The organism is Alteromonas sp. PRIM-21, assembly GCF_027563165.1.
Lineage (GTDB): Bacteria > Pseudomonadota > Gammaproteobacteria > Enterobacterales > Alteromonadaceae > Alteromonas > Alteromonas macleodii_A.
In genome coordinates this window covers 36,730-55,529 of record NZ_JADOEK010000019.1, presented here as the reverse complement: position 1 = coordinate 55,529, position 18,800 = coordinate 36,730, and the positions used below count along the sequence as shown (strand labels likewise).

23 protein-coding genes are annotated in these 18,800 nt (G+C 43.7%); all 23 read left to right on the top strand.

The window, feature by feature from the left end; translation table 11 throughout:
- Nucleotides 1-358 precede the first annotated feature (358 nt).
- The 23 genes from IW644_RS18860 (at nucleotide 359) to IW644_RS18750 (ending at nucleotide 18,796) form a co-directional block, all read left to right on the top strand.
- Nucleotides 359-2,047 carry a S8 family serine peptidase gene (locus tag IW644_RS18860; protein WP_269918890.1) on the top strand — a complete coding sequence of 563 codons (1,689 nt, stop codon included), beginning with the start codon at nucleotides 359-361 and terminating at the stop codon, nucleotides 2,045-2,047.
- A gap of 310 nt (nucleotides 2,048-2,357) precedes the next feature.
- Complete coding sequence (locus tag IW644_RS18855) at nucleotides 2,358-3,752, top strand: DUF4397 domain-containing protein (RefSeq protein ID WP_269918889.1); 1,395 nt, start codon at nucleotides 2,358-2,360, stop codon at nucleotides 3,750-3,752.
- 132 nt (nucleotides 3,753-3,884) lie between these two features.
- Nucleotides 3,885-5,993: a GAF domain-containing hybrid sensor histidine kinase/response regulator gene (locus IW644_RS18850; protein ID WP_269918888.1), complete on the top strand. Its 2,109-nt coding sequence runs from the start codon at nucleotides 3,885-3,887 to the stop codon at nucleotides 5,991-5,993.
- A gap of 220 nt (nucleotides 5,994-6,213) precedes the next feature.
- Nucleotides 6,214-6,582, top strand: a complete 369-nt coding sequence (gene rplN / locus IW644_RS18845) for a 50S ribosomal protein L14 (RefSeq protein ID WP_012519228.1) — start codon at nucleotides 6,214-6,216, stop codon at nucleotides 6,580-6,582.
- Nucleotides 6,583-6,594: 12 nt separating this feature from the next.
- Nucleotides 6,595-6,909 carry a 50S ribosomal protein L24 gene (gene rplX, locus IW644_RS18840; protein WP_269918887.1) on the top strand — a complete coding sequence of 105 codons (315 nt, stop codon included), beginning with the start codon at nucleotides 6,595-6,597 and terminating at the stop codon, nucleotides 6,907-6,909.
- A 17-nt stretch (nucleotides 6,910-6,926) separates the two neighbouring features.
- Nucleotides 6,927-7,466, top strand: a complete 540-nt coding sequence (gene rplE / locus IW644_RS18835) for a 50S ribosomal protein L5 (RefSeq protein ID WP_269918886.1) — start codon at nucleotides 6,927-6,929, stop codon at nucleotides 7,464-7,466.
- A 12-nt stretch (nucleotides 7,467-7,478) separates the two neighbouring features.
- Entirely contained in the window at nucleotides 7,479-7,784 is a 306-nt protein-coding gene (gene rpsN / locus IW644_RS18830; protein ID WP_014950910.1) for a 30S ribosomal protein S14, read from the top strand.
- 13 nt (nucleotides 7,785-7,797) lie between these two features.
- The gene (gene rpsH, locus IW644_RS18825; RefSeq protein ID WP_012519224.1) at nucleotides 7,798-8,190 is read left to right on the top strand and encodes a 30S ribosomal protein S8; all 393 of its coding nucleotides are present in this window, start codon (nucleotides 7,798-7,800) and stop codon (nucleotides 8,188-8,190) included.
- A gap of 13 nt (nucleotides 8,191-8,203) precedes the next feature.
- Nucleotides 8,204-8,737 (top strand): 50S ribosomal protein L6, encoded by a 534-nt coding sequence (rplF, locus tag IW644_RS18820; RefSeq protein ID WP_118491876.1) that lies wholly within the window; start codon nucleotides 8,204-8,206, stop codon nucleotides 8,735-8,737.
- A 12-nt stretch (nucleotides 8,738-8,749) separates the two neighbouring features.
- The gene (gene rplR, locus IW644_RS18815) at nucleotides 8,750-9,103 is read left to right on the top strand and encodes a 50S ribosomal protein L18 (protein ID WP_014950908.1); all 354 of its coding nucleotides are present in this window, start codon (nucleotides 8,750-8,752) and stop codon (nucleotides 9,101-9,103) included.
- Between the two features lie 9 nt (nucleotides 9,104-9,112).
- The gene (gene rpsE / locus IW644_RS18810; RefSeq protein WP_012519221.1) at nucleotides 9,113-9,613 is read left to right on the top strand and encodes a 30S ribosomal protein S5; all 501 of its coding nucleotides are present in this window, start codon (nucleotides 9,113-9,115) and stop codon (nucleotides 9,611-9,613) included.
- A gap of 6 nt (nucleotides 9,614-9,619) precedes the next feature.
- Nucleotides 9,620-9,799, top strand: coding sequence for a 50S ribosomal protein L30 (gene rpmD / locus IW644_RS18805; RefSeq protein ID WP_012519220.1), 180 nt, complete (start codon nucleotides 9,620-9,622; stop codon nucleotides 9,797-9,799).
- Nucleotides 9,800-9,802: 3 nt separating this feature from the next.
- A complete protein-coding gene (rplO, locus tag IW644_RS18800) occupies nucleotides 9,803-10,237 on the top strand; it encodes a 50S ribosomal protein L15 (protein WP_012519219.1) in 435 nt (144 codons plus the stop codon).
- Nucleotides 10,238-10,242: 5 nt separating this feature from the next.
- A complete protein-coding gene (gene secY, locus IW644_RS18795) occupies nucleotides 10,243-11,562 on the top strand; it encodes a preprotein translocase subunit SecY (protein WP_012519218.1) in 1,320 nt (439 codons plus the stop codon).
- A gap of 38 nt (nucleotides 11,563-11,600) precedes the next feature.
- Nucleotides 11,601-11,717: a 50S ribosomal protein L36 gene (gene rpmJ, locus IW644_RS18790; protein WP_012519217.1), complete on the top strand. Its 117-nt coding sequence runs from the start codon at nucleotides 11,601-11,603 to the stop codon at nucleotides 11,715-11,717.
- 175 nt (nucleotides 11,718-11,892) lie between these two features.
- Nucleotides 11,893-12,249, top strand: a complete 357-nt coding sequence (gene rpsM / locus IW644_RS18785) for a 30S ribosomal protein S13 (protein WP_012519216.1) — start codon at nucleotides 11,893-11,895, stop codon at nucleotides 12,247-12,249.
- 14 nt (nucleotides 12,250-12,263) lie between these two features.
- A complete protein-coding gene (rpsK, locus tag IW644_RS18780; RefSeq protein WP_012519215.1) occupies nucleotides 12,264-12,656 on the top strand; it encodes a 30S ribosomal protein S11 in 393 nt (130 codons plus the stop codon).
- A 24-nt stretch (nucleotides 12,657-12,680) separates the two neighbouring features.
- Nucleotides 12,681-13,301, top strand: a complete 621-nt coding sequence (rpsD, locus tag IW644_RS18775) for a 30S ribosomal protein S4 (protein WP_012519214.1) — start codon at nucleotides 12,681-12,683, stop codon at nucleotides 13,299-13,301.
- Nucleotides 13,302-13,320: 19 nt separating this feature from the next.
- The gene (locus IW644_RS18770; RefSeq protein ID WP_039217818.1) at nucleotides 13,321-14,310 is read left to right on the top strand and encodes a DNA-directed RNA polymerase subunit alpha; all 990 of its coding nucleotides are present in this window, start codon (nucleotides 13,321-13,323) and stop codon (nucleotides 14,308-14,310) included.
- Nucleotides 14,311-14,351: 41 nt separating this feature from the next.
- A complete protein-coding gene (gene rplQ / locus IW644_RS18765; protein WP_012519212.1) occupies nucleotides 14,352-14,753 on the top strand; it encodes a 50S ribosomal protein L17 in 402 nt (133 codons plus the stop codon).
- Nucleotides 14,754-14,957: 204 nt separating this feature from the next.
- Nucleotides 14,958-16,364: a mannose-1-phosphate guanylyltransferase/mannose-6-phosphate isomerase gene (locus IW644_RS18760; protein ID WP_269918885.1), complete on the top strand. Its 1,407-nt coding sequence runs from the start codon at nucleotides 14,958-14,960 to the stop codon at nucleotides 16,362-16,364.
- A gap of 84 nt (nucleotides 16,365-16,448) precedes the next feature.
- Nucleotides 16,449-16,895 (top strand): GDP-mannose mannosyl hydrolase, encoded by a 447-nt coding sequence (locus IW644_RS18755; RefSeq protein ID WP_269918884.1) that lies wholly within the window; start codon nucleotides 16,449-16,451, stop codon nucleotides 16,893-16,895.
- A 266-nt stretch (nucleotides 16,896-17,161) separates the two neighbouring features.
- Nucleotides 17,162-18,796: a hypothetical protein gene (locus tag IW644_RS18750; protein WP_269918883.1), complete on the top strand. Its 1,635-nt coding sequence runs from the start codon at nucleotides 17,162-17,164 to the stop codon at nucleotides 18,794-18,796.
- Nucleotides 18,797-18,800 lie beyond the last annotated feature (4 nt).

The following is an 18,800-nucleotide window of genomic DNA, read 5'->3' as shown; positions in this document are numbered from 1 at the left end:
TTTTTATTCCTAACATGAATTTGCTCGTAGAACACATTTGGCGCGCTTTTCATCAAGTGTGATGTTTTTTTTAAGTATTTTTAAAGGTATAAAAAATACTCACCAGGGTTAAGGCAACATACTCAACTGTTTGATTAGCCGCCTAATATGAGCTCTATAGCTAGCCTGCCTACCGCGGGTTAGCTATTAACCTGACAAACGGGTAGGTCGTTGCAACGCTGTTGCGTCGGTTGTCATGGATGAGCTTTTCGTATGAGGTAATGGTTATACCTGTATGTCATTTAATAACAAATAGCTTCAAAAGCACGGGTTAAAACAGTGCTGAAGTTAATAAGACAGATACAACAGGAAATAAATTTTGAACTCAAAATTAAATAAGAAACACACATGTCTAACAGCAGCTGCACTAGCTGTATCATTTGGTTTAATGACTAATTCTGCAATGGCAGCAGGCGAAGGTCTGGTAAAAGTTAAAGAAAAACCGCAAACCCTAAAACAAGCGCTAGGCAAAAAACTCACTGTTGATCGCCTTGTAACCGTGGATCAAGAGCGTTATATCATTAAGTTTAAAGACGAAATGATAAGTGAAACTGTAGAGGTCGCCAGTTCAAGCGATACGCTTACCAGCAGCAAAGCCAAATCTAAGGTTAAGTCTAAACTGAAAGACAAGAAGCCTTTCAGCATTGCTTCAGCTAAATCTGAAGTTAGAAAAGCCGGTGGTTCAATTAAGAAAGAGCTTAAGAAGCATAAAATGGTGGCGGCTACTATGAGTAAGTCTGCGCTAAACAAGCTTCGCAAAAACCCTAATGTAGAAAGTATTGAAGTAGATGTTCGCCGTAAGCCTATGGCGCAAACTACGCCTTACGGTTACACCATGGTACAAGCAAATCAGTTTGGTCAGTCAGATACTACAGCTCGCAAGGTATGTATCATTGATACGGGTTATAACCTAGGTCACCCAGATTTGCCTGGAACCAACGATGGTGTTACGGGTCAAGCAAACAATAGTGCTGTTGGTAACTGGTATAACGACGGCAATGGTCACGGTACTCACGTAGCAGGTACAATTGCGGCTTACGATAACAATGAAGGTGTTGTTGGCGTTTACCCTGGCGTGGATATGCATATTGTTAAAATCTTCAACGATAATGGCCAATGGACTTATGCATCTGACCTAATTGATGCGATTACTCAGTGTCAAGACGCGGGCTCAAACGTAGTTAACATGAGCTTAGGTGGCGGCAGTTCATCTACTACCGAACGAAATGCTATGCAGAGCTTTACTGATGCCGGCATGTTATTGGTAGCGGCTGCGGGTAACGATGGTAACAGTGCAAAGTCTTATCCTGCTTCTTACGATGCAGTAATGTCGGTTGCCGCGGTAGACTCAAATGAAAACCGCGCAAGCTACAGCCAGTATAACGACCAAGTTGAAATTGCTGCGCCAGGAAGTGCAGTGCAATCTACTTACCCAACTAATACCTACGCGTCTTTAAGCGGCACATCAATGGCTACGCCACACGTGGCGGGTGGTGCAGCATTGGTGTGGAGCTACTTCCCGCAGTGTTCAAATAATCAAATACGTAATGCGCTAAATGCAACAGCCGAAGATAAAGGCAGTGCTGGACGCGATAACTTTTATGGCTATGGTTTGATGCAGTTAGCTGATGCGTATAACTACTTGAACACCAATGGCTGTGATGGAAGTGGCACGGGTGGTGGTGGCGGCTCTGAGCCTGGCGTAGAGCCAGTATCAGGTCAACTAACAGGCCTTTCAGGTACTCGTAGAAACTGGGATCGCTACACGTGGACTATTCCAGAAGGTGTAACGCAAATGACCATTCGTACCTCTGGTGGCTCAGGCGATGCTGATCTTTATGTGAAGTTTGGCTCACAACCAGAAACCAATAGCTACGATTGTCGCCCTTATCAAAACGGTAACAGCGAAGTATGTACATTTGATGCGCCAGCATCGGGTACTTGGCACATAGGTATCCGCGCGTACTCATCATATAGCGGTGTGACGCTGTCTTACTCGTATGAATAATTGACGCCGTAACCAAACGACACTTTCAAAGCCTGCACTTGCAGGCTTTTTTATTTCTTTTCTACCAGCATTTTATCAATACATTCCTCGTCAAGATAGCTTCTACAAATCGTTGCCGGCGGTTGCGAACTGTCAAGTTATACAAAGAAAAGTCAGCTTTGCAAAGATAGCGTAAAGCTCTGAACTAAGACCTTCTCAGATAGCCATATCGCTGTATTGTGCGAGCCAATATAAGCACTTTCTACGTGTGCCTGCTTGTGTTAACGCAGTCTTAATCCAATAAAGAACAACTTCAAAGGACATTCAATTTATGCAATTGACCTCTCACTCTTTGCTAAGGGGAACCTGGTTCCGTGCAGCAGCAATGGGGCTTGTAGCGCTACTAGGGCTTACCGCATGTGGCGGCTCAGACAGTAGTAGCTCAGACTACTCTTATGCTTACATACAGTTTTATAACGCATCACCTAATGGCGCGAATGTTGAAATGCGAGAGGTTGATGGAGATAGCTTTGGTTCAGCTCAATTTGGTGATGCTACCTCAATGTACTCAATGGATGACGGCGAATACGAAATTGAGTTCATTCGTACTGACTCAGATGACCAAGAAGTTTTCATTGACGAAATTACCGTAGATTTAAAAAATGGCTATAAAACCATCGTTGTAATGAGCGGTGATTTTAGTAACCCGATTTTCACTACGTATTCGTATGAGCGCGAAACACTAGAAGACCATTTCCGTTTGTTTGCGCTCTCTGTGGCCGTAGATGACTCATCATATGATTTTTACATGAGTGAATCGGGCGATCCGTTTGAAGCGGCTAATTTTCTTGGCACAGTGACCACTGGTGACATGATAGAGTTTGACTATTGGGATGCTGACGACGACAGCGAATACTTCGATGAAGATGAGTATACAATTTACCTTACTGAACCAGGTAGTGATGAGGTTGTATTTGAATCTCAAACGATAGACTTCGTTTATGAAACCGAGTATTTAATGACCCTTCGTGATGTAAGCGGCGCGATTCAAGAAGGGCTTGTGGTCGACACGGTATTAAACTCTTCAACAGTAACAGCCTTGACCGATGTTGAAGCTGATTCGCAGTATCGTATATATAACTCGACTAATCTTGACGCCGAACTAAACGTTACTTTTGGCGGCAATACAGACGAGGAAGATGTGAGCTTTACGCTAGCAGCGGGTGAAATGTCTGATTTTAGTGCTATCCGCTATGGCGATTATCGCGTAACCGTTACTGACCCGTCAGGTACAGTTACATCGCTTAGCAATAAGCTAATCACCCTTAACCAAGGCGAGAGTAAAGCTATTCTTATCTACAACAGCAACAACCAGTTAGGTGCAGCAACCTTTGTTGAAAGTGGTTTGCCGCAGGCATATGACAAGACCGTTAACTTCATCAACTTGGTCAGTGACTTCGATGATGTGGACTTTTACTTAGTAAGAAACGACGAAACTATTGATACAGCAGAATATGATATACAGAACCTGGAGTTTGCAGAAAGCACCAGCGAAGTGCTGCCGTCAGATTACTACGAAGTGATTGCGGTCTATGAAGATGAAAACGAGGAGCAAGTGCTTCTAGATAGAACGTCTTTGTATGGTTTTACTGAAGAGGAAAACTACATCGTGACGGTAGAGCCAGCAGACACAGCGACAGGATATGAAATTAACGTGCTTTATTAATTAGTTAGTCTATTTATTATACTAATTGATAATAGGGAAAACTTTCATCTCGTGAAATATCCCATAAATTTAAAAGGTCGATGTTAATACGTTGGCCTTTTTTATTTGCAGTCTGGGAGGGCTAAAATCCTCATGAGTATTATTCGAGACCTACAAGAAATATCTAATGATAAGGCTATGTCGTTAGATAAAAAGTTAGAGAGTTTGCTGTGTATCGGCACAGAAGCGCTTCGTTTAGAAACAGGGATCGTTAGTAATATTCAGGGAGAGCTGTATAGCGTACTAAGTGTTGTCACGCCCAACGCTGACATACCAAAAGGCGCTGAATTTTCCCTTTGCGATACGTATTGTGCTGATGCAGCTAGGGCCGACTCGGTCATTGCTTACCATAATATCGATGTGCAACCTGGTGCTTCGCACCCGTGTTTCGATAAATACACACTAAAAAGCTACCTCGCTTCTCCTATCCGCGTATTCGGTGAGTTTTACGGTACGGTAAACTTTTCTTCACTGTCTTCAAGAGATGAACCGTTTAATGAACTAGAAACCGATTACTTACTACTGCTTGCCACCTGGATTGGCAATGAACTCGAACGACAGCAGTCTATGAGTAATCTGAATGCCCAAAAGGTCGTGTTTGAAGAGCGGAACTCTTTGTTAAAACAAGTCACAAATTTGGCTGGAGTCGGAACATGGGAATTGGATATAGAAAGCGGCTCAGTAATCTGGTCGGGTGCACTAAAGCGCATGTTCCATGTTCACAGCGAGCGCTCCATGCAGGCCGAAGATATATTAAAATTTATTCCCGATGAAGTTCATCGTAAGAGGTACGCAGAACAGTTTGAGCAAATGAAGCAAACAGGGGAGGATTTCCTTTACGAAGTGGAGATCCGAACCGATGCAGGTGAAACCCGCTGGATTGAAAGCAGAGCCCATCCGATAATGGATAACGGCAGGTGCGTTAAGGTAGTAGGTGCTACCGTCGATATTACGCAAATGCACATAGACAAGGCTGTACTTCAGCACAAAAGCGATTTGGCGCAAAACGCTCTCAAAGCCAGAGGCGATTTTTTGGCGAATATGAGCCAGGAAATACGTACCCCAATTCATGGTGTTCAGGGGATGCTAGAAGCACTTATGGCATCGCCTTTAAATCCGAAACAAATGGAATTAGCCTCCCATGCTGTGCAAAGCGCAGACTCCCTCTTAAATATTGTGAACGACATTTTAGATTTTTCAAAAATAGACGCAGGGGAACTGGTCTTTGAAGATGCGCCTACCAACTTTGAAGAAACGATTGAAGAACAGATACCCATGTTCACAAGGCTTGCCCAAGAAAAAGGGTTAACGTTCAGCGTAAATACTGCAGCGCTTAAAGGGCAAACTTTTATTGCCGATAAGTTGCGGTTAGGGCAGGTACTCATCAATCTGGTCAACAACGCATTCAAGTTTACCAAAGCAGGTGAGGTGACGGTTGAAACGAGATGTGTCCGTTATGGTAAGGGGCGCTATCGAGTTAAATTAATAGTGACTGACACGGGAATTGGTATCAGCGCTCAGCAGCAGAAAATCATTTTTACCCCGTTTATGCAAGCGGACAGCTCAACACAACGGATGTTTGGCGGTACAGGCTTGGGCTTGTCAATTGTTAAACAAATAGTCGAGCACTATAACGGAAAAATTGAAGTAAGCAGTGAGTTGGGTATTGGTGCTCGCTTTACCGTTACGCTTACTTTAGATGATGCGAATGCGGGGGCTATTACAGATAATACAGTTGCGCAGAATGATGCCTACATACCAAGCAAAGAGGAGCTAAGGGCGTTTAAGGCGCTAGTTGTTGAAGATAATGAGATAAACCAGCTCGTCATTAAAGAACAGTTAAGAGAGATAGGTATTACCAGTGATTTAGCAGTAAATGGTGAGGAAGCCGTAGAGAAGGTTAAGCGTTCAATGGCTGAGAAATCTCCGTACGCACTAATATTTATGGACTGCCACATGCCTATTATGGACGGGCTAGAGGCAACCAAACAAATTAGGCTATTGGATCAAGAGGCTGCGCAAATACCCATAATCGCTTTAACGGCTAATGTTTCGACAGGAGAAAAAGAAAAATGCTTGAAATCTGGCATGGACGACTTCATATCCAAACCTGTTGGTGTAAGTCGTTTAAAAGAATGTGTTTTTCGGCACTTAAGTAAGCATTTTGAAAACAAGGTTTCTGCGCTAAAAGATCCTGCTTGATAACCTATGACGTGGTTATCAGCCCCGGCTTTTAGTCGGGGCTTTTTTATTGCTCACATAGTTTAAAAATAATTCAATTTACCGCTATCACTTCCCAAAGTTTTCTGTTATTATTTCGCGCCCTTTTTATGGGGGTATGTACATAAAAGCAACGATATCCAGTTGTTTTTAGCAGCACTAACGACTCGGGAGAGTCTTAATTTAAGAGCGGAGCACTAACATGATCCAAATGCAAACTAACCTGGACGTTGCAGACAACAGCGGCGCTCGCAGGGTTCAGTGTATTAAGGTTCTTGGTGGCTCGCATCGCCGTTATGCAGGTATCGGTGACATCATCAAAGTTACTGTTAAGGAAGCAATTCCTCGCGGTAAAGTTAAAAAAGGTGACGTACTGAATGCAGTGGTGGTGCGTACTAGAAAAGGCGTTCGTCGTGCAGATGGTTCTACCATTCGTTTTGACGGTAACGCGGCTGTTATGCTTAATGCAAACAAGCAACCAATTGGTACGCGTATCTTTGGCCCGGTTACCCGTGAGTTGAGAAGTGAAAACTTCATGAAAATCATCTCATTGGCCCCAGAGGTACTATAAGGAGTCACGATAATGGCTAATAAAATTCGTCGTGATGATGAAGTAGTCGTATTAGCGGGTAAAGACAAAGGCAAGCAAGGCAAAGTTCTTCGCGTGCTTATGGCTGACAACCGTGTAATTGTAGAAGGCGTAAATCTTGTCAAGAAGCACACTAAGCCAAACCCACAACTGGGTGTAGCTGGTGGCATCGTTGAGAAAGAAGCTTCTATTCACGTTTCTAATGTTGCGATTGTTAACCCGGCAACGGGCAAAGCAGATCGCGTTGGTTTCCGTTTCGAAGATGAGAAGAAAGTACGTTTCTTCAAGTCTAACGGCGAACTTGTTTAATTATATTGGAGAGTACGATGGCGAAACTGCATGATTTCTATAAAGAAACAGTAGTAGCTGAACTTGCTAAGCAGTTCGGATACAAAAGCGTCATGCAAGTCCCTCGGATTGAAAAAATCACTCTAAACATGGGTTTAGGTGAAGCAGTTGCTGACAAAAAGGTGCTTGAGAATGCTCAAGCTGACATGATGGCTATCGCCGGTCAGAAGCCTGTTGTTACAGTTGCTAGAAAATCAGTAGCGGGTTTTAAAATCCGTGAAGGTTATCCGATTGGCTGTAAAGTAACCCTACGCGGCGAGCGTATGTGGGAATTCCTTGAGCGTTTGATTTCAATCGCTATTCCACGTGTTCGCGATTTCCGTGGTTTGAATCCTAAATCATTCGACGGACGTGGTAACTACAGCATGGGCGTGCGTGAGCAAATCATTTTCCCTGAAATCGATTTCGATAAAGTGGATAAGGTTCGCGGTATGGATATTACTATCACTACCAGTGCGAATACTAATGACGAAGCACGTGCTCTGCTGGACGCGTTTAACTTCCCATTCAAAAAGTAGGGGTGTAGGGTTATGGCAAAAGAATCAATGAAGGCACGTGAAGCTAAGCGTACTAAGCTAGTAGCTAAGTATGCTGAAAAGCGCGCCGCACTTAAAGCGATTATCAGCGATGTTAACGCTTCTGAAGATGAGCGTTGGGACGCTGTTCTGAAGCTACAACAACTGCCACGTGACTCTAGTAAGTCTCGTCAACGTAACCGTTGCCGTGTTACTGGTCGTCCACATGGTTACCTACGCAAATTCGGTCTTAGCCGTATTAAGCTTCGCGAAGCAGCGATGCGCGGTGAAGTCCCTGGCCTTAAGAAAGCCAGCTGGTAAGGAGTAGCTGATAATGAGCATGCAAGATCCTATCGCGGATATGTTTACCCGCATCCGTAACGGCCAGATGGCACAGAAAGTTTCTGTGACTATGCCTTCTTCAAAACTTCGCGTTGCAATTTGTGAAGTATTGAAAGCTGAAGGTTATATCACTGACTTCGCTGCTTCTGGTGACGTTAAGCCTGTTTTAGAAGTTACGCTTAAGTACTTCGAAGGCAAGCAAGTAATTGACACTATCGAACGTGTAAGCCGTCCTGGTCTGCGCATCTATAAGAAAAAAGATGAGCTTCCAAAGGTTATGGGTGGTTTAGGCGTAGCTATCGTGTCGACTTCTAAAGGTGTGATGACTGACCGTGCAGCGCGTAACGCTGGCATGGGCGGTGAGATCATCGGTTATGTAGCATAACGGAGGAGTTGAAATGTCACGTATAGCAAAAGCCCCAGTAGACGTTGTATCAGGTGTAGAAGTTTCTATCTCTGGTCAAGAAGTTACTGTTAAAGGTAGTAAAGGCACTTTGACCCGCGTTTTCAACGACGCTGTAGAAGTTGCACAGGAAGAGAACCAACTTAAAGCACTTCCTCGTGAAGGTTTCGCTGACAGCTGGGCACAAGCAGGTACTGCTCGCTCTATCCTGAACGCAATGGTTCAAGGTGTTTCACAAGGTTTCGAGAAAAAACTTACTCTGTTAGGTGTTGGTTACCGTGCACAAGCACAAGGTGCCAAGCTAAACCTTACACTAGGTTTCTCTCACCCTGTAGTATACGAAATGCCTGAAGGCATTACGGTTGAAACTCCTAGCCAAACTGAAATCGTCGTTAAAGGCGCCGATAAGCAGGTGGTTGGTCAGGTTGCGGCGAACATTCGTGGTTACCGTCCACCAGAGCCTTACAAAGGTAAAGGTGTACGTTACGCTGACGAACACGTACGTCGTAAAGAAGCTAAGAAAAAGTAGGTGGGTGATACGATGGATAAGAAAACAGCTCGCATTCGTCGCGCTACTCGCGCACGAGCAAAAATTCGTGAACTGGCCGCGCATCGCTTGGTAGTTAACCGTACACCTCGCCACATCTACGCTCAGTTAATCGCTCCTTGCGGTTCTGAAGTGTTGGCAGCGGCTTCAACTGTTGAGAAAGATCTTGCGAAAGATCTTAAGTCTACAGGTAACGCTGAAGCAGCGACGGTAGTCGGTAAAGCAATCGCAGAGCGCGCGCTTGAGAAAGGCATTAAAACAGTGGCTTTCGATCGTAGTGGTTTCCAATACCACGGTCGCGTTAAAGCATTAGCTGATGCAGCTCGCGAAGCTGGTCTTCAGTTCTAGGAGTTTATAATGGCTAAACAAGACGTTCAAAATGGTGAATTTCTAGAGAAATTGATCGCTGTAAACCGCGTTTCTAAAGTGGTTAAAGGTGGTCGTATCTTTAGTTTCACTGCATTGACAGTAGTGGGTGACGGTAACGGTCGCGTTGGTTTTGGTTACGGTAAGGCACGTGAAGTACCTGCTGCAATCCAAAAAGCAATGGAAAAGGCACGTCGCAACATGGTTGACGTAGACCTTAACGGTCACACGTTACAGCACCCGATTAAAGGTCGTCACTCTGGCTCTAAAGTTTACATGCAGCCAGCATCTGAAGGTACCGGTATTATTGCCGGTGGTGCGATGCGTGCAGTACTTGAAGTAGCTGGTGTACAAAACGTACTTTCAAAATGTTACGGCTCTACAAACCCAATCAACGTTGTACGTGCAACAATCAACGCGCTAACAGAAATGAATAGCCCGGCGAAAGTTGCTGCGAAGCGTGGATTGTCTGTAGAAGAAATTTTGGGGTAATCAGACATGGCAACGATTAAAGTAAAGCAAACTAAAAGTGCAATTGGCCGCTTGCCAAAGCACAAAGCTACGCTTAAAGGTTTAGGCCTTCGTAAAATCAACCATGTTCGTGAACTGGAAGATACCCCAGCCGTTCGTGGCATGATCAACCGTGTACATTACATGGTTGAGATAGTGGAGGAGTAAGACATGCGTTTAAATACAATTTCTCCAGCCGAAGGTTCAAAGCCTACTGGTAAGCGTTCTGGTCGTGGTATCGGCTCAGGTCTTGGTAAAACAGGTGGCGTAGGTCACAAAGGTCAAAAAAGCCGTTCAGGTGGCCGTGTTAAGCCAGGGTTCGAAGGTGGTCAGATGCCTATCCAGCGTCGTCTTCCTAAGTTCGGTTTCACTTCACGCAAGAGCTTTGTTACTGATCAAGTAACTCTTGCTGAAATCGCGAAGGTTGATGGTGATACTGCGTCTCTTGAGACTTTAAAAGCAGCTGGACTTGTTAAGAAAGAAATCCAGTTCGTTAAAGTTGTAAAGAGCGGTGAAGTTTCACGCGCTGTTACAGTAAGCGGGTTAAAGGTTACTAAAGGCGCTAAAGAAGCGATTGAAGCTGCTGGCGGTAAAGTAGAGGAATAAGCTAGATGGCTAAACCAGGATTGGATTCAGGCGCTAAAAGCGGCTTGAGTGAGCTTAAGGCAAGATTGTTGTTCGTACTTGGTGCGATTGTTGTATTCAGACTAGGTTCTTATGTTCCTATCCCTGGCATCGATCCAGCGGTACTTGCTGACTTGTTCGAGCAACAAAAAGGCACCATTGTAGAAATGTTTAACATGTTCTCTGGTGGTGCGCTTGAGCGTGCATCCGTTCTGGCTTTGGGCATTATGCCATACATTACTGCATCCATTATCATGCAGTTGCTCTCGGTGGTTCACCCACCGATGGTGGAGCTTAAAAAAGAAGGCGAAGCAGGCCGTCGTAAAATTAGTCAGTACACGCGTTATCTAACGCTTGTATTGGCTATCTTCCAATCTATTGGTATTTCGACTGGTTTGCCTAACCTGATTAATGGATTGGTGATAAACCCTGGCTTCGGATTCTACTTTACGGCAGTGGTGAGTCTAGTCACAGGAACTATGTTCCTTATGTGGTTAGGTGAGCAAATTACCGAACGAGGTATTGGTAACGGTATCTCTATATTGATTTTTGCTGGTATTGTTGCCGGTCTGCCAACAGCGATAGGTCAGACTGCGGAACAAGCAAGGCAGGGCGACATTAACTTGTTGTTCCTACTGTTGATTGGCGCAATTGTTATTGCTCTTACATACCTAGTTGTATTTGTAGAGCGCGGACAGCGCAGAATTGTGGTAAACTACGCAAAACGTCAGCAAGGCCGTCAGGTTTTTGCTGCGCAAAGCACCCATTTACCGCTAAAAGTCAACATTGCTGGTGTAATTCCACCAATCTTTGCTTCTAGCATTATTCTGTTCCCGGGTACCATCGCAGGATGGTTCGGACAGAATGAATCAACAGCGTGGTTGCAAGATGTAGCGCTTATGCTATCTCCTGGTCAACCGCTGTACGTGATGTTATACGCAGCTGCGATTATCTTCTTCTGCTTCTTCTACACGGCGTTGGTATTCAACCCGCGTGATACAGCAGATAACTTGAAGAAGTCTGGCGCGTTCATCCCAGGCATCCGCCCGGGTGAGCAAACGTCACGATACATTGACAAGGTAATGACTCGCCTTACACTGGCTGGCGCACTGTACATAACCTTTATTTGTTTAGTGCCTGAATTCATGCTAATCGCTTGGAATGTGCCGTTCTACTTCGGTGGTACGTCGCTTCTGATTATTGTAGTGGTTATCATGGACTTTATGGCACAAGTACAGACACATTTGATGTCTAGTCAATATGAGTCTGTGCTGAAGAAAGCTAACCTTAAAGGCTACGGCCGATAAGTTAGCCCCTTAATATTGATAGAAAGGGGAAAGATGTAATGAAAGTTCGTGCATCAGTAAAAAAGATTTGCCGTAACTGTAAAGTTATCAAGCGCAACGGTGTTGTGCGTGTAATTTGCAGTTCTGACCCAAAGCATAAGCAGCGTCAGGGCTAATCAAAGCGGAACAGAATATTTGCAAGACTAAGTGAGCAGAACCTGAATTATACTTGTCAGGTTCTGCTAGTTTTGTTTAAAAGTATTTTGAACCTTAATTTGCAATTTAGTCGACGGGTAAGTATCCTATCGGGCTTTTTAGGTCGTCGACAAATAAACAAGAGGAGTGCTGTTAATGGCCCGTATCGCTGGCATTAACATTCCTGAGCACAAGCATGCTGTAATCGCTATCCAAGCGATCTATGGCGTTGGTCCCACACGTGCGAAAAGCATTTGTGCGGGTGCTGGTGTTGCAGAAAATACAAAAATCAAAGAGCTAGACGAAGCTACTATTGATAAGCTTCGTGACGAAGTGGCTAAATTCACCGTTGAAGGTGATCTACGCCGTGAAGTCTCTATGAGCATCAAACGTTTGATGGACCTGGGTTGCTTCCGTGGTATTCGCCACCGTCGTAGCTTGCCTCTACGTGGTCAGCGCACTAAAACTAATGCGCGTACCCGTAAAGGTCCTCGTAAGCCAATTAAGAAGTAAACGGGGAGTAAGTTATGGCTAAAGCACCAGCTCGTAGCACGCGTAAGCGCGCTAAACGTCAGGTTGCAGACGGAATGGCTCATATCCATGCGTCTTTCAACAACACAATTGTGACTATTACAGACCGTTCAGGCAATGCACTAGCATGGGCGACATCTGGTGGTTCTGGTTTCCGTGGTTCACGTAAATCTACCCCATTTGCTGCACAGGTAGCTGCTGAGCGTGCAGGTGTTGCTGCACAAGAATACGGTCTTAAGAACCTTGAAGTATTCGTTAAAGGTCCAGGTCCAGGCCGTGAGTCTGCGATCCGTGCTCTTAACGCTACAGGTTATAAGATCACAAACATTACCGATGTGACCCCTATTCCTCACAACGGTTGTCGTCCACCGAAAAAACGTCGCGTTTAATCGACGGACAGTTGGAGAAAGATCATGGCAAGATATTTGGGTCCTAAACTCAAACTTAGCCGTCGCGAAGGAACTGACCTGTTCCTAAAAAGCGGCGTTCGCGCAATCGATTCTAAATGTAAAATCGATACAGCGCCTGGTCAGCACGGTGCCCGTCGTGGCCGTCTGTCTGACTACGGTGTTCAGCTGCGTGAAAAACAAAAAGTTCGTCGTATGTACGGCGTTCTGGAAAAACAATTCCGCAACTACTATAAAGAAGCTGCACGTCTAAAAGGCAACACAGGTGAAAACTTGCTACAGCTTTTAGAACAGCGTCTTGATAACGTAGTTTACCGTATGGGTTTCGCTAGCACTCGTGCTGAAGCACGTCAGCTAGTTAGCCACAAGGCGATCATGGTAAATGGTCAAGTTGTGAACATCCCATCGTTTAACGTTTCTGCCGAAGACGTGGTTTCTGTTCGTGAAAAGGCTAAAAAGCAAGCGCGTATCGTTGCTGCTTTGGAACTGGCTGACCAACGTGAGAAGCCAACCTGGATTGAAGTAGACAGCAGCAAAATGGAAGGCACTTTCAAGCGCGTTCCTGAAAGAACTGACCTGTCTGCGGAAATTAACGAACAGTTGATCGTCGAACTTTACTCTAAGTAAAGCTAACTAAAGAGGAAGCATTGTGGGTTCTGTGACTGAATTCCTAAAACCGAGATTAGTTGAGATCGAAAACGTTTCTCCTACTCGTGCCAAAGTAACTTTGGAACCACTAGAGCGCGGCTTTGGCCACACTCTAGGTAACGCCCTACGTCGTATTTTACTGTCATCTATGCCAGGATGTGCAGTTACCGAGGTAGAAATTGACGGCGTTCTTCACGAGTACAGCACCAAAGAAGGTGTTCAGGAAGACGTAATTGAGATTTTGCTAAATCTTAAAGGTTTAGCGGTTCGCCTTGAAGGTAAAACTGAGGCAACCCTAACTCTAGTGAAATCTGGCGCTGGCCCTGTTGTTGCTGGTGATATTCAGCATGATGGCGACGTAGAAATTGCAAACCCTGAGCATGTAATTTGTACTTTAACTGGCGAAGCTGAAATCAGCATGCGTATTAAAGTAGAAATGGGCCGTGGTTATGTACCAGCTTCTACCCGTCGCTCCTCTGAAGAAGATGATCGTCCAATTGGTCGTTTGTTAGTAGACGCTTCATACAGCCCAGTTGAACGTATTGCTTACAGTGTAGAGTCTGCACGTGTTGAACAACGCACAGACCTAGACAAACTAATCATCGACATGGAGACGAACGGTACTTTGGATCCTGAAGAAGCGATCCGCCGTTCTGCTACTATCCTAGCTGAACAGCTAGATGCATTCGTAGACCTACGTGATGTATCTGAGCCAGAAGCGAAAGAAGAGAAGCCAGAATTCGATCCGATTCTGCTTCGCCCAGTAGATGACCTAGAGCTAACAGTACGTTCTGCAAACTGTTTGAAAGCAGAAGCTATCCAGTACATTGGTGACCTGGTACAGCGCACTGAGGTTGAGCTACTTAAAACGCCAAACCTTGGTAAGAAATCGCTAACTGAAATCAAAGATGTTCTAGCATCTCGTGGTCTTTCTCTAGGTATGCGCCTAGAAAACTGGCCGCCAGAGAGCATCGCTGAAAAAGATTAATCAGGTTTTTATCAAACTGATTTGTAGAGAAGGATAAAACTATGCGCCATCGTAAGAGTGGTCGTCAGTTGAATCGCAACAGCAGCCATCGTCAAGCTATGTTCAAAAACATGGCCGGTTCTTTGGTCAAGCACGAAGTGATCAAAACTACGTTACCAAAAGCGAAAGAATTACGTCGCGTAATCGAGCCTCTAATCACTATGGCTAAAGAAGACAGCGTTGCAAACCGCCGTCTAGCTTTTGCCCGCACTGGTGACAAAGAGGTTGTAGGTAAACTATTCAACGAGCTTGGTCCTCGTTACGAAGCTCGCCCAGGCGGTTACACTCGCATTCTTAAATGCGGTTTCCGTGCTGGCGACAATGCCCCAATGGCATATGTTGAGCTAGTTGACCGTCCAGTTGTAGAAGCTGAAGAAGAAGCAGTAGAAGCAACTGAAGAGTAATTAATACTCGATTAGAAAAAGGGGCCTGAGTGAAAACTCAGGCCCCTTTTTTTGTATTAAGAATTTTAGGGGCATTGTTGTTACTGTGAGCCAATACCAATGTATTTTTGCCATTTAAACGTAACGCAAACCTTTGTATACTAAACGCCGAATATATAATTAATAGGACGTGGGCGAAGCACCCACACATCAAGGATATTACAAATGAAACCAGTAGTATTAGCTGGCGGCTCGGGTAGTCGCTTATGGCCGAAATCGCGTGCAGCGCTTCCAAAGCAGTTTTTGTCGCTTACCTCAGACAACACCATGCTGCAAGACACGATCACACGCTTAAAAGGTACGCCAGCACAAAACCCTATTTTTATTTGTAATGACGCACATCGCTTCCTAGTAGCTGAGCAACTTCGTCAAAAAGACATTCAGCATGGCGGCATTCTTCTAGAGCCTGTTGGCCGAAACACGGCACCGGCAATCGCACTAGCGGCACTACACGCAACTATAAACGGCGAAGACCCTGTTCTTCTTGTGTTGGCTGCAGACCACCTTATTAAAGATAACCAAGCGTTTCATAATGCTATTGCCAAAGCCGAAAAGCTAGCTGAGCAGGGTAAACTCGTTACTTTCGGTATTGTGCCAGACCAACCGCATACAGGGTATGGTTACATCAAAGCCGGCGAGCAAGCGGGCGAAGGTTTTGAAGTCGCACAGTTTGTAGAAAAGCCTGCACTAGAAACTGCAAAAGAGTATGTAGACTCGGGTAGTTACTACTGGAATAGCGGTATGTTTATGTTTAAAGCAAGCCGTTACTTGGAAGAGCTAGAAAAATACAATCCTGAAATGCTAGACGTGTGTAAACGTGCTATCGATACAGAAACACCAGATCTAGATTTCATCCGAGTTGAACATGATATTTTTGCGAAATGTCCAGACGATTCAATTGACTATGCAGTAATGGAAAAAACGGATAGCGCAGCTATGGTTCCATTAGACGCAGGTTGGAGCGATGTGGGTAGCTGGTCTTCACTGTGGGAAACTGCAGAGAAAGATGAAAACGGCAACGCTACCGTAGGCGATACTATCCTAGAAAACACAAAGAACAGTTATGTGAATGCTGAGCAGCGTTTGGTTTCTGTCATTGGTTTAGAAGACGTTATCGTAGTAGAAACGAAAGATGCCGTTATGGTGGCTCACAAAGACGATGCACAAAGCATTAAAGCCGTAGTGAATAAGCTAAAAGCAGAACGTCGTCCCGAGTTTGAATTCCATCGTGAAGTATTCCGCCCATGGGGAAGCTACGACTCTATCGACAGCGGTGCCCGTTTCCAGGTAAAACGCATTACCGTTAAGCCTGGTGAAAAACTATCTGTTCAAATGCACCATCACCGCGCTGAGCACTGGATTGTAGTATCGGGTAGTGCAAACGTAACCATCAATGAAGAAACACAGCTAGTTACCGAAAACGAGTCGGTCTACATTCCCATTGGTGCAGTTCATGCGTTAGAAAACCCTGGAAAGATCCCTCTAGAGCTTATTGAAGTTCAGTCAGGTGCATATCTTGGAGAAGACGATATTGTGCGTTTTTCTGATAGATATGGGCGCGTTGCAAAATAGTTTCAAACCACATATTAACAAATGATAGGGCACCTAGGTTACTGCCCTATCAATTCTTGCATTATTTAGAAATAAGGAAGTTTTGTGTTTTTAGATGAAAGGACATTCTCTACTGTTCTAGAAAGTACGCCCTTAGTCTCTATCGATTTAGTCATTAAAAGTGAGAATAATAAATACCTATTAGGCAAAAGAGTCAATCGACCAGCAAAAGACTATTGGTTCGTCCCTGGTGGAAGAATTCTGAAAAATGAAACGTTAAAAGCAGCTTTTGAACGTCTTACGCTGGCAGAAATAGGTAAGCGCTACATTATAGAAAGTGCAAAACTCATAGGTCCATACGACCATATTTACACAGATAGTGTATTGGGTGATCACATATCAACGCACTACGTTGCGATAGCGTATGAATTTGAAATAGAAAAACTCGGAACATTACCAATTGATCAACATAGCTCTTATACGTGGATGACTGCTGATCAAATTCTGTCATCAGAAAATGTCCACCGCAATACGAAAGCGTATTTTAAGTAAAGTTGACCCTACAGTGAATGATACTCCACAAATTTATGCTTAATCTGTAAGTGAAGACAACTTATAGAAATGTTAAGTTAAGTATTTAGTTAGGCTGATTACGCTATATTCTAGATGTTAGACTAATGTTGTCTTATACAAAATTAATACTTCTGATTAGTCAAAAAATTGTATTTAGAACATAACACGATGCTAAAACTTTCATTAAAATTAGAAGAATCTGCTGCAGATGTTAAGCGCGTATCTGCGGTTTAACAGGACATTTTATGACGTTGATTTTATCTTTACACAACAGTGCCGTATGGGGCGAAGCTATTGAAAATGGCCAAGTGAAGACTGTTGAGAGTATAGAAAGCTTAAGTGATGAGAACGAAACTCAACTGATCCGACAGCCAATAGTATTATCGCAAATTGAGCTCCTGTTGCAAGATTGGTCGCACATTGTTGTATGTTATGAAAGTTTCGAAAACGCATTGGCAGAACAACTATCTAGTGGAATTTGCATAGATGAAGCGATAAACGAAACCTCTAGTTTATATGGTTCTCTACTGAGTTTGAGGAAGTCCTATAGAAAAAAAATTAAGCTCATAAACCTTGCCCAATTCCAAGTTATTGATGATAAAGGGCTAGAAGTTTTAAGAGAGTTGGGTTGGGAGATAAAAAATAATTTTTCAGCAACACCTTCAAGCATCTACAATGCATTGGCACATCAATGTATTTATCAAGATAGCGCCCTTAAGAGCTTAGCAAGTTCGCTTGAAGCTAGTACAACAAAAGTTACGGAGCTTAAAGCTAGGTTAGACATAGATGAGGTTTTAGATAGGGTTAAAAGTGACGAAGCTAAAATAACAGCTCTCGAAAAAGAAACGTCATCAGCTATTAACGATAAAAAAGCAATGGAAGTTGCTCTACGTGATTCAAATTTGAACCATCAAAAAGCACTTGATGAGATTAAAGAAATATACAACGAGCAGTTGCAAGTTTTGAATGTTGAGTTGTCCGATAATGTTAATGTTTGCGAGCTACTTCGATTAGAGCTTAAGAACTACGAAGGTTTGCTCTCAAAGTCAAATATTGATCTTACTAGTTCTCTCGAAAAAGCGAGCAAGCAAAAGAGGGAATTAGAAAGGCAAAGTGAAAAGTACCTAGAAGCAGTTGCTGAAATTCAGCTTTTATCAGAAAAGCTTCTTCAATTCGAATCCGAACGCAAGTTGCTGCAAATGAAATTAAATGAAACCACTATTTCTGTTTTAGAAAGTGCAAAAAGTCTTAAAAAGCAGCAAGAAAAAAACGTTCAATTAAAAGATGACTATGTGAAGAGCCGCGCTTCCGAACACAAAAGTCACATCAAGATAAAACAACTAGAATCTTCAATAAGCTCGCTTAAGAGCAAGCATTTAAAAGAAGCCAAAAAACTTAACCGTGAAAAGAATAAATTATCGAATAAGGTTAAGGAACTAAATAGAAAGCTTCTTTCAAAGTCTGATAAAGTTCAAAACCTAGAATATGAACTAAACAATATAAAACATTCTTCAACATGGAAGCTTAGTGCACCAGTTAGAGCATTTTCCAAGAAGTTAAAGAAAGAAGATCCCAAATGGGCACTGATGAAACAAAATGCAGGTCTTCTTTATACTAGCGAGCTATTTGATAGTGATTGGTATCTCACAACCTACCCGGATATTAAGGAGTCAGGTTCCGACCCAGCCGAACATTATTTGATGCACGGAGCAAGTGAGGGACGTCTACCGTCAGCATCTTTTGATGGAGACTGGTATTTGAAACGTTACCCTGATGTTGCTGAAACAGGTATGAACCCCTTGATTCATTTCATAAAATATGGAATTGAAGAGGGAAGGTCGTCTTCACCTAAACTACTTGAATCTAAATCTAAGGGGTAAAGTT

Coding starts and splice junctions, on each gene's coding strand:
- IW644_RS18855 (WP_269918889.1), top strand. CDS start 2,358: ATGCAATTGACCTCTCACTCTTTGCTAAGGGGAACCTGGTTCCGTGCA.
- IW644_RS18850 (WP_269918888.1), top strand. CDS start 3,885: ATGAGTATTATTCGAGACCTACAAGAAATATCTAATGATAAGGCTATG.
- rplN (WP_012519228.1), top strand. CDS start 6,214: ATGATCCAAATGCAAACTAACCTGGACGTTGCAGACAACAGCGGCGCT.
- rplX (WP_269918887.1), top strand. CDS start 6,595: ATGGCTAATAAAATTCGTCGTGATGATGAAGTAGTCGTATTAGCGGGT.
- rplE (WP_269918886.1), top strand. CDS start 6,927: ATGGCGAAACTGCATGATTTCTATAAAGAAACAGTAGTAGCTGAACTT.
- rpsN (WP_014950910.1), top strand. CDS start 7,479: ATGGCAAAAGAATCAATGAAGGCACGTGAAGCTAAGCGTACTAAGCTA.
- rpsH (WP_012519224.1), top strand. CDS start 7,798: ATGAGCATGCAAGATCCTATCGCGGATATGTTTACCCGCATCCGTAAC.
- rplF (WP_118491876.1), top strand. CDS start 8,204: ATGTCACGTATAGCAAAAGCCCCAGTAGACGTTGTATCAGGTGTAGAA.
- rplR (WP_014950908.1), top strand. CDS start 8,750: ATGGATAAGAAAACAGCTCGCATTCGTCGCGCTACTCGCGCACGAGCA.
- rpsE (WP_012519221.1), top strand. CDS start 9,113: ATGGCTAAACAAGACGTTCAAAATGGTGAATTTCTAGAGAAATTGATC.
- rpmD (WP_012519220.1), top strand. CDS start 9,620: ATGGCAACGATTAAAGTAAAGCAAACTAAAAGTGCAATTGGCCGCTTG.
- rplO (WP_012519219.1), top strand. CDS start 9,803: ATGCGTTTAAATACAATTTCTCCAGCCGAAGGTTCAAAGCCTACTGGT.
- secY (WP_012519218.1), top strand. CDS start 10,243: ATGGCTAAACCAGGATTGGATTCAGGCGCTAAAAGCGGCTTGAGTGAG.
- rpmJ (WP_012519217.1), top strand. CDS start 11,601: ATGAAAGTTCGTGCATCAGTAAAAAAGATTTGCCGTAACTGTAAAGTT.
- rpsM (WP_012519216.1), top strand. CDS start 11,893: ATGGCCCGTATCGCTGGCATTAACATTCCTGAGCACAAGCATGCTGTA.
- rpsK (WP_012519215.1), top strand. CDS start 12,264: ATGGCTAAAGCACCAGCTCGTAGCACGCGTAAGCGCGCTAAACGTCAG.
- rpsD (WP_012519214.1), top strand. CDS start 12,681: ATGGCAAGATATTTGGGTCCTAAACTCAAACTTAGCCGTCGCGAAGGA.
- rplQ (WP_012519212.1), top strand. CDS start 14,352: ATGCGCCATCGTAAGAGTGGTCGTCAGTTGAATCGCAACAGCAGCCAT.
- IW644_RS18760 (WP_269918885.1), top strand. CDS start 14,958: ATGAAACCAGTAGTATTAGCTGGCGGCTCGGGTAGTCGCTTATGGCCG.
- IW644_RS18750 (WP_269918883.1), top strand. CDS start 17,162: ATGACGTTGATTTTATCTTTACACAACAGTGCCGTATGGGGCGAAGCT.